Here is a 12,277-nt window from a genome sequence, read left to right as displayed (position 1 = left end):
TTAAACATCTGGTGAAAATCAGGTAGGCAAAATTAATTAATTGTGTATAAAAATAATTTTGGGCAACACATAACATAATAGATTGCTGAAGATATCTATTAGACAAGAAGGAGTTAGGAGTCAGAATATAGAATTTCCCTGACTCTCTGAACTTCGTTATGCCCAATATATCTATTTATTGTCTTTGGGTAGCGATCGCTAACTTTGCCCCTTCAACCTGACGTACCCGATCCATCACAGCCACCACCTGACCGTGACCAACTTTTTCATCAGCATTAATAATCACTAACATTTCTGAGTTAGAACCAATTAAAGTCCGCACTTGCGCTGTTAAATCATCAACTGTAGTTGGTTTCCGGTTCAAGCTTACTACTCCTTGTTCATCTACCGTGATAGTAATTTTAGAGGGTATTTGCTGTTGTTTTGCCGTAGCTGCCTTCGGTAAATTTACTGGTAAACCTTCTGAACGTGTTAAAAACAGAGTTGACATGATAAAAAATGTCAAAATTGCAAAAATCACGTCAATCATCGGCACAATATTAATCTGTGCTGGGATATCTGGTTCATCTTGTAGACGCATACGTTTTTTCTCCTCGTTCATAGCGACGGCGGTAAAGTAATTCTAACTGTCCCCCATACTCCTGAATTAGTGCAATTTGCCGTTGATACAGTCCCCGGAAGGTATTGGCAAACATGAGTATGAATATAGCAACTATCAATCCTGATGCTGTTGATACCAAAGCTTCACTAATACCAGCCGTAACACTTGCCGTTCTGCTACCTCCCACGTCACCAAGATTTAGAGAAGCAAAGGAGGTTATCAATCCTAATACTGTGCCGAGAAGACCTAACAGTGGTGCTAGACTAATGATTGTCTCGAACATGTTTTGAAAACGTTTCAACACAGGTATCTCAGCTTGCGCTTCGCTTTCTAGCGCCAAACGAAATTCTTCTGGATTTGGCTCCTCTAATTCTAAAGCTGCTAGAAAAATCCGGGCGAGTGGCAAATCTGCGTTTTTCCGAAGTTTATCCATTGCACCGACAACATTATCGAGACGGTAGAGATTCAAAACATCTCGCACCACCCGGTTTTGACGCTGATTAATTCTTACCCAAAACCTGATCCGCTCAATGATCAGTGCCACACCCAAGACCGAAAACGCCAACAGGGGCCACATGACCACACCGCCTGCTGCAAACAAATTCTGAATTCCCATGTAGTGCCTCTATAACGTCGTCCACAATACAAAATCAGACTACCAGAATCTAGAGAAAAGCTGAAACTTTTTCTCAATAAAATATAAAATATAATGATAAATTTTTCAAATGTAATGCTCATGACTTTTATTTAATTGTTAGTTTGTTTTACATAAATTAATTTAATTAGATTGCAACAAAAATTAATTTTGTCCAAAAAGCATGATATTGGTACTTTGAAAAGATATTTCTGTTATTGCAGGGTTCCGTAACGCGATCGCAATTAATTTTAATTTTTTACTTGATATTTGTAACCTTGCATTCTAAGATAGCTAAATTAGTGAGAATAGGTAGCAATAGCTATGAGCTTTTCTGGCATTACTGTCGAGCAACGTTCCAAAGAAGTTGAGGCTCTCAAGTCTTTTCTGACTTACAGTCTGATAGGTTCACTGGCGCTGCATATCGGCGTACTGTCTTCTGGCATAAGTAATTATTTGACCAGAGTACCCACAGGAGAAGAAGAACCAATAGAGTTGGCGATCGTGGATGCTCCGACTGCGGAATCAGAAAAACCAATTGCAGAGATTCCAAAAGAAATAAAACAAGAACCAGAAGTTGTCCAAAAACAGCCTATAGAAACTCCACCAGTAGAAAAATTTGAACAGATTACAGCAGTCCCTCAGAAGCCACAGCCGATAGATACGCCGCCAAAAGCAATTCCTATCAAGCCAGAAGTTGCTGTGAAATCTGCACCTATTCCACGATCGGTACCAGAAGTACCTGTGAAATCTGCATCTATTCCCCAATCAGCTCCGTCTGAAGACTCCAAAGCAAGTTCAGCAGGTGGTGGCGGTGGCGGTGGCGGTGGCGGCGGATCTGGTGTTGGTTTAGGCTCAGGTAGTGGTATTGCTGTAGGTACAAGCAGTGGTACTGGTCCTGGCGGAGGAACTGGCACTGGCACTGGAGGTGGCATTGGTAGTGGAACTGGCACTGGCACTGGTAGCGGAATTGGTAGTGGCACTGGCACTGGCACTGGTAGCGGAATTGGTAGTGGTACTGGCAGTGGAATTGGTAGCGGCACTGGCAGTGGAATTGGTAGTGGCACTGGCAGTGGAATTGGTAGCGGCACTGGCAGTGGAATTGGTAGCGGAGTAGGAAACCGTCCGACAGTAGCAACAGCGCCTACACCTCCAAAAACTAACAGTCGAGGTAATGGTCGTGCAGCCTGCCGCGAATGTAATGCCAAGTATCCAGAGGCAGCAAGACGGCGGGGAGTTGAAGGCAGAGTAGAAGTAGCTGTAGATACTGATGCACAAGGCAATGTGACAAATGTACGGGTTGCTCGCTCCAGTGGAAACCGCGACTTGGATGAAGAAACCGTGAGACAAGCGCGTGACTGGAAATTAAAACCCGCAGAAGGTGGTAGACAAGGGGTATCTATAGCCACCGAATTTGCTATAAAAGGTTCACGGCGATCGCGCCAAGTTCAAGAACGGCGAACGCGAAGAGAAGCACAAGAGAGAGAGAGAAGCCAGCAAACAACGGCTGCTAACTCTACACAGGAAACTCCAAGACGTAGGCGCAGAGAGTTGGCACCCCCATCAAGACCAGCAATATCCGGATTTAGTCGGCGACTAGAACCTCAAAGAGCAGAAAGTCCTACTAGAAACTCATCATCTGAAGCTAGAACAACTCGTACTCAAGGAACTGCAAGAGAATCCCTACGCCGCACCCGAACTGAGCAAACGACTACCGATTCATCACAAAAGCCACAAGTAACCACAAATCGGCGGCGGCGAAGAGATAACGGTAGCCAGAATAAATTGCGGGACTCTTTGCGGCGTTTACGCCAACCACCTCAATCGCAACCTGCGGCTCCTAGTCAGCAGTAGTCTGTCAAGTTGAAATTGATGGGTTAGTAATAAGCGCTTGAGCGCTTAACAAAGGACTAAAGTCCTGACTACGAATTTATTAGACCTCTTGCATAAATCAAAAATAAGAAAGAACCCCACCCCGCTAAAGCTACGCTTTGTCTCCCCTCCCGAAGAGCGGGAAGGGGTTGGGGGTGGGGTGTTAGGGACTTTTGCAAGAGGTCTATTGACTAAGCCCCGTTGGGGCGGGTGTCGGGTGTCGGGGAAGAAATAGCCCCAACGGGGCTTCTTCGTCACTTGCCGCGTCATAAAGGGCGATTGCATTGGTGGGAGTTCCAAGCTTCGTCCAATGCCGTCTTTTATCCCTACACCCTACCCCCTACCCCCTACACCCTTCTTCTTGACCCAGTGAAGTTGACTTGACATACTGCTAGTAGAGGGATCAAACTTATTGGAATCATACTTCGATTAACAACGATCGCCGCCTCCTGTTTTTAGGAGGCGGTTGTTCTTTAGACAGGAATGGCTTCATTAAGCATTACCCATCTAGCATGAGGAACAGGGGTTAGGAGTGCGGTAATTTTATGATGGGCTATGAGAGACACTGGCGATCGCTTGATTTGCCAATCAATAGTAGTGGAAGTAAATAATCCTGCACTTTCCCTATCCATTTTTCTAATCGGGGCAATGTAAATTGCTGTGCCTAAAGAATGATAGTAGTGTTTGCTCATCACCAATTATATGCTGAGAGATATAGTTAACAGCTAACTCTCAAATTGCTCATCTGCACTTTATGTCTAGATGTCAAATTCACTGATTTGAATAAAACTTCTACATAAACACACACTGATGCGGTTTGATTTGCTTGAATAGCTATATTGATAGGACATTGATAACGTCGGCAATTCACAATTCCTGATTATGGCAAGTAAATTCATTGATGTTAGAGAATATACTGTCAGGGCGCACAAAAGACAGATTCATACTCGTGTTTTCCAGTTTGTCTGTAAAGAGTGTAACGATCTGACAAAACGCGAGACTTTCGGCCCTCGACCTTTATATTGTGAGAGATGTCGCCCTCCTCAACCGCCTAAGAAATCCCAGCCAGCATCTCACAAGGCAAAACCCAGAGCAATGTCTTATAAAAGTGACATCGATTTAAATTGATTAAAGCCCTATGACTCAAAATGGACAATTAGAACCGCCTCCGGGAACCTTTCTCTCACCATTGTTGGAATTACGAGACTATTATGCTCGCCTGACAGAAGAGTATGAACGCCTCTTTGTGCAGGCGCGATCGCAGCTCGATCATGTAGAAGCATTGTTGTCTAACTGGTCTTTTTCTGATACCAACAAGCAGATATCAAGATTAACAGCGACTGATGAAACCTCAAATCTTTCTGGAGAAAGTTCTCTGCGGTTTTTATCACCCCTTGATGACATCGGCGAAATCAACTTGGTGGAATCTTTAGAGTCAGAACGAAAAGACTCAGATCGGGTTGAGATAAATAATTCTTTTTCTGCTGTTGATACAAAAGAGAGCCAATCTCTAACGACATCAACAGATCCAAAGATCGTCCTAGAGAACAACGATAGTTCAACGAAGGTAGTGGAAATCCCGATGCTACCTCAGTATCAGCACGCTATCTCGCGAATGGAAGCGATAAAACAGCTATTGCAAGAACAGATAGGTACTGTTTGTCATATCGATTTTATCGTGCGATCGCTTTATGGAGAGTTAGATTCCCATCTATTCAAAGTAGTTAAAGGTAGAGTGCAATCTTCCCTCACCCAAGGCAGAGAAAGGAATTACTGGGTAACTATTCCCGATGAGCCAGGTTGTTATACTCTGGATTTAAGTTTGGTAGCCCCAAGTAATCGCAATGCTGCTTCTAGGAGTATCAAAAACAAAACCAAGAAGCCTTTCGTTCCCCCGACAAAAACAGTACCAATGCTCAAAGCCTTTGAGGGTCAATTCTTGATTGACGCCCTCACCTCTCTGTTACAAGAAAATCCAGGTAAAGTTTTCAGCGTGGCTGAAGTCATCGCCGGAATTTATGGAGAACTAGATTCTCAGCAAATTAGAGAGATCAAAAATAAGGTGCTGAATGAACTATCTAGAGGCTATCGGACAGGGAGATTCGCTAGGGTTCCTAATCAAATTGGCTTCTATACTTGGGACTCAAATCTGATATTGAAAGGGAGTTCTCGTTAAATTGGGCATTGGGCACAAGAGGCAGAGGGGCAGCACTTCTCAACGAGAGGCTGCGCCAACGGCTACGCAGTTCGACTGCGCTCACCATAAACTCAGTGACCGAGGGGCGGGGGGCAGAAGGAAAAAACTTACTGCAATTTCTCCCCTGCTCCCCCGGTTACTGAGCGCAGTCGAAGTATGCTCCCCTGCTCCCCACTCCCCGCCTATCCCAAAAACAGCTTGTATGCGGGATTCTTATTTTCATCCCAATAGCGATAGCCCAGGCGATCGAGAAAAGCTTGCCAATCTTCCATCTCGTGAGGGGGAACCTGGATACCAACAACGATTCGCCCGTAGTCTGAGCCGTTATTGCGGTAGTGAAAAAGACTAATATTCCAGTCAGGACTCATGGAAGTCACAAATTTCATCAATGCGCCGGGACGTTCGGGAAACTCAAAACGGTAGAGCAATTCATTATGAGCTAGGGGGGAGTGTCCACCTACCATGTGCCGCAGATGTAGTTTAGTTAGTTCGTCGTCGGTTAAATCAAGGGTTTCAAATCCATGAGCTTCAAAGGTTTCTACCATCTTGACAGCATCGGCACGGTTTTGAATTTGCACGCCGACAAAAATATGGGCTGTTTTTTCATCGGCAATACGATAATTAAACTCGGTCAAGTTACGGTTGCCAATACATTCACAAAACTGGCGAATACTTCCCCGTTGCTCTGGAATTGTGACTGCAAAGATCGCTTCGCGGCGTTCACCGAACTCTGCTCGTTCTGCCACAAAGCGGAGGCGATCAAAATTCATGTTTGCACCACAGGCAACAGCAATTAAGGTTTGCCCTTCGATTTGTTCTCGTTCGGCGTAGGCTTTGGCAGCTGCGATCGCTAATGCACCAGCTGGTTCTAAAATGGATCGCGTATCCTCAAACACGTCTTTAATCGCAGCACAAGTATCGTCTGTATCCACCAAAATGATTTCATCTACATACTGCTGACATAAACGGAAGGTTTCTTCACCGACTTCCCGCACCGCCACACCATCAGCAAATAACCCCACTTGGGATAAGCGTACCCGATGCCCGGCTTTGAGCGATTGAGACATGGCATCAGCATCAACTGGTTCAACACCAATAATCTTAATTTCGGGACGCAATCGTTTCACATAAGCCCCAATTCCAGAAATTAATCCGCCGCCTCCAATTGCTACAAATATCGCATGGATGGGTTGCTGATATTGCCGTAAAATTTCCATCCCAATTGTTCCCTGTCCAGCAATTACGTGGGGATCGTCAAAGGGATGAATAAAGGTCAATCCTTTTTCTACTTCTAATTCACGCGCATAGCTATAAGCATCATCATAAGTGTTTCCATGTAGCACCACTGCTCCGCCCCTCATTCTCACCGCGTCCACCTTGACTTGGGGTGTGGTTACTGGCATGACGATAATCGCTTTGGTTCCCAAACGATTTGCTGCAAGGGCGACTCCTTGAGCATGGTTCCCCGCAGACGCTGCAATTACACCCTGTGCCAATATATCTGGTGGCAGTTGCACCATTTTGTTATAAGCACCCCGCAGTTTAAAGGAAAATACTGACTGCATATCCTCACGTTTCAACAAGAGTTGATTATTTAGCCGTGCAGACAAATTTGGAGCATACTCCAGTGGTGTTTCCTGGGCAACATCATACACACGGGCAGTCAGGATTTGGATGAGGTAGTCGCAAAACATGGGCGTCAAGCTGTTAGCAAATGCTGGATGGAAACTAATTTTACGTTACAAGTGATCGCACTGCTTTTATTGAATTGCCCTCTCTCGAAATTTTGATTGAACAAAATTTAAAAATTACCAATTAATATTCTTTGAAGATAAATAAGTTCAGTTATGGAAATTTTTTGATGACTGCAAATTTCATGCGATCGCTGGTAGGTCGATTGTAAAAGAGTTTTGCCAACTATCCGAGTATTTAGATCGACAGATTAAGTATAGTGTTACTTAAGAACATAACTTCTCAATTTATGTTAAAGTATGCGTGGAAGATGAAATTCGGCTGTACAGTTTGTTTTTATATATACTTGTATTACAGACCTCTCCGGATCTAAATCTCTACATCCCCTGATTCTGGAGACATTCTATGTCAATTTACGTCGGTAATCTATCTTATGAGGTTAAAGAAGATGACCTCCGGCAAGTCTTTGCAGAATATGGAACTGTAAAAAATGTTCAATTGCCTGTCGACCGAGAAACTGGTCGGATGAGAGGTTTCGGGTTTGTGGAATTGGAATCAGACGCACAAGAACAAGCGGCGATTGATGCCCTTGATAACGCTGAATGGATGGGTCGAAGCTTAAAAGTTAATAAAGCCAAGCCCAAAACAGACGGAGGTTCCTCTGGTGGTAGACGAGGAGGCTATGGTGGCGGTGGCGGTGGTGGTGGCCGCTATTAAGGTCTAAAACCAAAAATTTAACTCTAAGGTCTTAAGGGCAGACAAGGTATCTGCCTTTTTTGCGTTTTATTTAACCGAACAAAGGCAGAGAGCAGGCGGTTACTGAGCGACTTGCCTTGACTTGTGCCAAGCATCTGGACTTACTTCGACTACGCTCAGTACAAGTCGCTCGATGGAACCGGAGCCGAGGTAGCAAAGTCGAAAAAAGTCGAAGTGATGCAGGAAGTTTTAGGAAATAATGCTTATGAAGCCATGCGTTAGGGTAGCTTCCCGCAGGTATCGTTTTTGTAAAAGGTTCGCCTTTGTTACTAGAATCACCACCCCATTCATTTGAATTAAACGTGTCAAAGATGGGGTTATTTAATAACGCCTAGACTGAAAAAGCTTGGCTCTTGGCAAATCCGACCATGTTCCCTAATAGTAGCCTGTCAAGTTGAAATTAATGAATCAAGACTACAGGGTGGTTATAACTATCTCAAATTTTCACGAATGATTTCGGACTGCTATATATCAATACACTTGGGTTAGACGTAGCGACTGTGAACAAGTCGCTTTTATAACGCTGAATTTCGTGCAATAATTAAGAATCTTTCTTATTTAGATAAGGGATTATATAGCTTGCTGGGGTACTTATCGCCAGAGCGATCGCTATGAATATCAGCATTTCACAACAAGCTGGCTAGGAGCGGCTATAAGCATTTAACATAGCATGGATTTGCCTTTTGGATAATTCTTGACAGTGCCTCAGATCCAATCATATATCAGCTTGATAATGATAGTAATTATTATTAAACTATGACAAAAATTCTTACATCTACAGAGTGGGAAGAACTGTGGGTAGAAAGTGAGCATAATGGCGCAATTTCCAGTCAATCAAAGGGGGTCGAAACTATCCGCCAAGGGAAGATTTTAAATATTTGTAATATCTATGAATGCTGGATAGAATTACGCAATGGCTTGTCTATTTGCATACATGAAGAGGATTTTGTTGATGATCTTGTGTGGGTTAGAGATAGTTTGGATGAATCTCAATTTGGATTAAGTTTTTTTCTCTCAGGAAAAGTGAGAATTGAACGCCACGGTTTAACTGACGAGACTAACGAATCACTAGGCAGGTATTATTCTGAATGTAACTGCGATATCAAAGAAACTGAATGGTGGAAAGTCGGTGAGAAGTTTTCACGAATTTATCTGAAAATCGAACCACAGGAATTTTTTCAAAGTTTTGGCGAAGAAGAATTAGAACAAATACCAATTTCCCTGCGCCAAGCCTTAATGGGTGATAAGTTACAGCCCTATTACCACCAAGGGGAAATCACACAGCAAATGTGGACGGTGTTATGTAATATTCTCCAGTGTCCCTATCAAGGTTTGATGAAGCGAATGTATCTGGAAAGTCAGTCGATGGAATTGATTACGCTTCATTTTCAGCAATTTCAAAAGCAGGATGTTCATAATCATAGCTTTCCAGCCAGGGATTTGAGCGATATTGATAAAATTTATCAAGCCAAGGAAATATTGCTAGGTAATCTAGAAAATCCACCCAGTCTGATAGAGTTAGCACGACAAGTAGGGCTAAATGACTTCAAATTGAAGCGTGGGTTCCGTCAAGTTTTTGGGACATCTGCGTTTAAATATTTACACGAATATCGGCTGGAAAAAGCCAGACAACTTTTAGTATTAGGAGAAATGAAGGTTGAAGAAGTGGCATTTAGGGTAGGTTTTGATAGTCGCAGCTACTTTGCCTTTGCTTTCCGTAAAAAGTTCGGCTTGAATCCTAAACAATACTTTCAGCAGCGCCAAAAATCCGTCTAGCGTTCAAATAAAATCCGTCTAGCGTTCAAATAAAAAATCCGTATCCCTTATTATGCATACACTGCCAGTTTAGTTAGGAAATTTTCTTAATACTGTCAAGTGGTGTGAGGGAGTGTGGGTGACTAAATGAAGTTAGATAAATTGTTTCAAAGTCTGCTGCTCACAGGTGCAGTTGTTGTTTTGATCAACACTCCTGCTAGAAGTGAGGATGCTAAACTGAGCGAGATTTCCCAAAGTGCAGAATTACTAGTACAGTCGCCAGCATCCTCATCAGAAGTTGTGCAAGTCACGGGAGTGAAAGCCAATCCGACAGATAAAGGTGTGGAGGTGGTTTTAGAAACCACTCAAGGAGAGCAGCTAAAAATTACAAATCGCAGTGCGGAAAATAACTTTATCGCTGATATTCTTAATACGCAATTGCGTTTAGCCAGTGGCGATGCGTTTACATTCCGTTCCCAAAACCCAGTTGCAGGGATTACTGAGATAACTGTTACAAACCTTGATGCCAATACAATCCGGGTAACAGTCACGGGTGAGGGAGGAGTGCCAAAGGTTGAGTTATTTGACAGTGATGAAGGGCTAATTTTTGGCGTGATCCCAGATGTAACTGCGGCGCAACAACCAGAAACACCACAAGCTCAAGAAAAGCCTACAAGTGAGATACCCCAAGAGGAACCAGCAGCACAGCAGGATGAGCCGATTGAGTTGGTGGTAACGGGTGAGCAAGATGGATATCGCGTACAGGATGCGACGACGGCAACAAAGACAGATACACCGTTGCGCGATATTCCCCAATCTATTCAGGTAGTGCCGCGAGAGGTGCTGGAAGATCGCAACGCGAGAAGTCTAGCTGAGGCAGTGGAAACCGTCAGTGGCGTAGTTGACGGCGCTGACTACAACGGTTCGCCTGCACAAGACTTCATTATCAGAGGATTTGAACAGGGTGGAAGTTTCCGAAATGGCTATCGAGATGTAAATTCTTTTGGCTTGACAGGAGTGGGGACGATTGAGCGAGTGGAAGTTCTCAAAGGGCCAGCCTCGGTTTTGTTTGGGGCTGTAGAACCTGGTGGAATCATTAACATCGTCACCAAACAACCCTTGAGTGAACCCTATTATAAGCTTGAATTTGAGGCGGGGAATCGTGACTTTTATCAGCCCAGTCTTGATTTCTCAGGGCCTTTAAATGACGATAAAACTTTGCTTTATCGCTTAAATGCTAGCTATCAAACTTCTGATGGTTTTCAAGATTTTGTCAACACCAATCTGACTACATTTGCACCAACAATCAGTTGGAAATTGGGTGAGAGAACAGACCTGACTTTATACTATGAGTATATTAACTTTAAAGGAACTTTTGAACAATATACCTCTGTTCTTAGCGATAATACATTTCTGCCTCGAAGCTTCTATCAGGGATATCCTGACGATGCTTTCGTAAATAATACTACCCAAAAGTTTGGTTACACCGTCAGCCACGAGTTTAATGATAACTGGCAAATTCGTAATAACTTTTCTGTAGTTACTGGTAGAAACGCTGAAGAATATACTTTAGCAACAGCAGTAGTGAACGATCAGTCCTTACGGCAATTTGCTCAAGATCGTGATTTTACAACAGACAACTATTTTGGACAGATCGACTTACTTGGAAAGTTTAATACGGGATCAATTTCACACCAAATCTTGATAGGTTTTGATTTCAATCGTTATACCCAGACTTTTGCAAGGTCAATTGCAAGTAATGTTCCTAATCTAGATATTGCCAATCCAAACTACGACATTCCAAGCTTCAACTATGGCCCACGTTCTAGCTCTACCGATCGTTCTCAAAGCTATGGCATTTACCTTCAGGATCAGATTAGCTTTCTAGATAATCTGAAGTTATTAATCGGTGGGCGCTTCGATTGGGTTACAGGCGATAATACAAATGACGTGACAGGGCAGACGACAGAAAACCCTGAAAATAGTGCTTTTAGTCCCCGAATCGGCTTGGTATATCAGCCCAGCAAATCTATTTCTCTTTACACCAGCTACAGTCAATCTTTTGTCCCTGTAACTGAATCAAACCCCGATGGTGAAACATTTGAGCCTACAAGAGGAACACAATATGAAGTAGGTATTAAAGGTGATTTTCTAGAGGGTCGGCTTTCGACAACACTAGCAGCCTATCAAATTACTAAGTCAAATATTCTAACTCCCGATCGTGAACGAGCAGAGTCTGATTACTTCATTCAGATAGGGGAACAAAGGAGTAGAGGGATTGAGTTAGATATTACAGGGGAAATTTTGCCAGGTTGGAAAGCGATCGCTTCTTATGCTTACACCAATGCAGAAGTAACTGAAGATAACGATATTGCTGTCGGTAATCGATTGGTGAGTGTACCAGAAAATCAAGCTAGCCTCTGGACAACCTATGAGTTTCAAAATAGCGATTTGAAGGGTTTGGGATTTGGTTTGGGGCTGTTTTATGTGGGTACGCGATCGGGAGATTCAGCTAACTCCTTTGAAATACCCGATTACTTGCGTACCGATGCAGCGATTTACTACCGTAGAGATGGTTTTAAAGCTGGTATCAATATTCGTAATCTATTTGATAGGGACTATATTAGAACCTCTGACGATGGCAGCACATTTCTGCGAAGAGGTGCGCCTTTTACAATTTTCGGCTCAATTAGCTGGGAGTTTTAACTCTCTCTTTTGTAGAGCCTAAATATATTATCAGTCTTCTGAACAACCTGCCAAATATTAGTTA

11 protein-coding genes are annotated in these 12,277 nt (G+C 43.3%); 7 read left to right on the top strand and 4 right to left on the bottom strand.

Features of this window, described 5'->3' with window-relative positions:
• Window positions 1-175: 175 nt before the first annotated feature.
• Window positions 176-580 carry a biopolymer transporter ExbD gene (locus RMY16_RS18930; RefSeq protein WP_322737708.1) on the bottom strand — a complete coding sequence of 135 codons (405 nt, stop codon included), beginning with the start codon at window positions 578-580 and terminating at the stop codon, window positions 176-178.
• Window positions 564-1,217, bottom strand: a complete 654-nt coding sequence (locus RMY16_RS18925; RefSeq protein WP_322667877.1) for a MotA/TolQ/ExbB proton channel family protein — start codon at window positions 1,215-1,217, stop codon at window positions 564-566. Before RMY16_RS18925 ends, RMY16_RS18930 begins: the two co-directional genes overlap by 17 nt.
• A 342-nt stretch (window positions 1,218-1,559) precedes the next feature.
• Here RMY16_RS18925 and RMY16_RS18920 point away from each other — a divergent pair, with 342 nt between their 5' ends.
• Entirely contained in the window at window positions 1,560-3,089 is a 1,530-nt protein-coding gene (locus RMY16_RS18920; protein ID WP_322737707.1) for a TonB family protein, read from the top strand.
• Window positions 3,090-3,580: 491 nt separating this feature from the next.
• Here the strand turns inward: RMY16_RS18920 and RMY16_RS18915 are convergent, their stop codons facing one another.
• A complete protein-coding gene (locus RMY16_RS18915) occupies window positions 3,581-3,799 on the bottom strand; it encodes a hypothetical protein (protein ID WP_322737706.1) in 219 nt (72 codons plus the stop codon).
• 190 nt (window positions 3,800-3,989) lie between these two features.
• Between RMY16_RS18915 and RMY16_RS18910 the strand changes: the two genes are divergently transcribed.
• Window positions 3,990-4,235: a hypothetical protein gene (locus RMY16_RS18910; protein ID WP_099099597.1), complete on the top strand. Its 246-nt coding sequence runs from the start codon at window positions 3,990-3,992 to the stop codon at window positions 4,233-4,235.
• A 10-nt stretch (window positions 4,236-4,245) separates the two neighbouring features.
• Window positions 4,246-5,283, top strand: coding sequence for a hypothetical protein (locus tag RMY16_RS18905; RefSeq protein WP_322737705.1), 1,038 nt, complete (start codon window positions 4,246-4,248; stop codon window positions 5,281-5,283).
• A 203-nt stretch (window positions 5,284-5,486) separates the two neighbouring features.
• Here RMY16_RS18905 and ilvA read toward each other — a convergent pair whose 3' ends face one another.
• Entirely contained in the window at window positions 5,487-6,998 is a 1,512-nt protein-coding gene (gene ilvA / locus RMY16_RS18900) for a threonine ammonia-lyase, biosynthetic (RefSeq protein ID WP_322667881.1), read from the bottom strand.
• A 403-nt stretch (window positions 6,999-7,401) separates the two neighbouring features.
• On the opposite strand from ilvA, the gene RMY16_RS18895 reads away from it, so the two are divergent.
• The 4 genes from RMY16_RS18895 (at window position 7,402) to RMY16_RS18880 (ending at window position 12,213) form a co-directional block, all read left to right on the top strand.
• Complete coding sequence (locus RMY16_RS18895) at window positions 7,402-7,713, top strand: RNA recognition motif domain-containing protein (RefSeq protein WP_289798627.1); 312 nt, start codon at window positions 7,402-7,404, stop codon at window positions 7,711-7,713.
• Between the two features lie 123 nt (window positions 7,714-7,836).
• On the top strand, window positions 7,837-7,974 hold the full coding sequence (locus RMY16_RS18890) for a hypothetical protein (RefSeq protein ID WP_322737704.1): 138 nt from the start codon (window positions 7,837-7,839) through the stop codon (window positions 7,972-7,974).
• Between the two features lie 534 nt (window positions 7,975-8,508).
• Window positions 8,509-9,528, top strand: a complete 1,020-nt coding sequence (locus tag RMY16_RS18885; RefSeq protein WP_322737703.1) for an AraC family transcriptional regulator — start codon at window positions 8,509-8,511, stop codon at window positions 9,526-9,528.
• A 126-nt stretch (window positions 9,529-9,654) separates the two neighbouring features.
• Window positions 9,655-12,213, top strand: coding sequence for a TonB-dependent siderophore receptor (locus tag RMY16_RS18880; RefSeq protein WP_322737702.1), 2,559 nt, complete (start codon window positions 9,655-9,657; stop codon window positions 12,211-12,213).
• Window positions 12,214-12,277: the final 64 nt, after the last annotated feature.

The sequence above is a fragment of the Nostoc sp. DedQUE12b genome, from assembly GCF_034530835.1.
Classification (GTDB): domain Bacteria; phylum Cyanobacteriota; class Cyanobacteriia; order Cyanobacteriales; family Nostocaceae; genus Nostoc.
Note: the sequence above shows the minus strand (reverse complement) of the source record. Positions and strands in the feature narration are given on the sequence as shown.

Excerpts from the sequence above, each read along its gene's own strand:
- RMY16_RS18930 (WP_322737708.1), bottom strand. The coding sequence starts at position 580 with ATGCGTCTACAAGATGAACCAGATATCCCAGCACAGATTAATATTGTG.
- RMY16_RS18925 (WP_322667877.1), bottom strand. The coding sequence starts at position 1,217 with ATGGGAATTCAGAATTTGTTTGCAGCAGGCGGTGTGGTCATGTGGCCC.
- RMY16_RS18920 (WP_322737707.1), top strand. The coding sequence starts at position 1,560 with ATGAGCTTTTCTGGCATTACTGTCGAGCAACGTTCCAAAGAAGTTGAG.
- RMY16_RS18915 (WP_322737706.1), bottom strand. The coding sequence starts at position 3,799 with ATGAGCAAACACTACTATCATTCTTTAGGCACAGCAATTTACATTGCC.
- RMY16_RS18910 (WP_099099597.1), top strand. The coding sequence starts at position 3,990 with ATGGCAAGTAAATTCATTGATGTTAGAGAATATACTGTCAGGGCGCAC.
- RMY16_RS18905 (WP_322737705.1), top strand. The coding sequence starts at position 4,246 with ATGACTCAAAATGGACAATTAGAACCGCCTCCGGGAACCTTTCTCTCA.
- ilvA (WP_322667881.1), bottom strand. The coding sequence starts at position 6,998 with ATGTTTTGCGACTACCTCATCCAAATCCTGACTGCCCGTGTGTATGAT.
- RMY16_RS18895 (WP_289798627.1), top strand. The coding sequence starts at position 7,402 with ATGTCAATTTACGTCGGTAATCTATCTTATGAGGTTAAAGAAGATGAC.
- RMY16_RS18885 (WP_322737703.1), top strand. The coding sequence starts at position 8,509 with ATGACAAAAATTCTTACATCTACAGAGTGGGAAGAACTGTGGGTAGAA.
- RMY16_RS18880 (WP_322737702.1), top strand. The coding sequence starts at position 9,655 with ATGAAGTTAGATAAATTGTTTCAAAGTCTGCTGCTCACAGGTGCAGTT.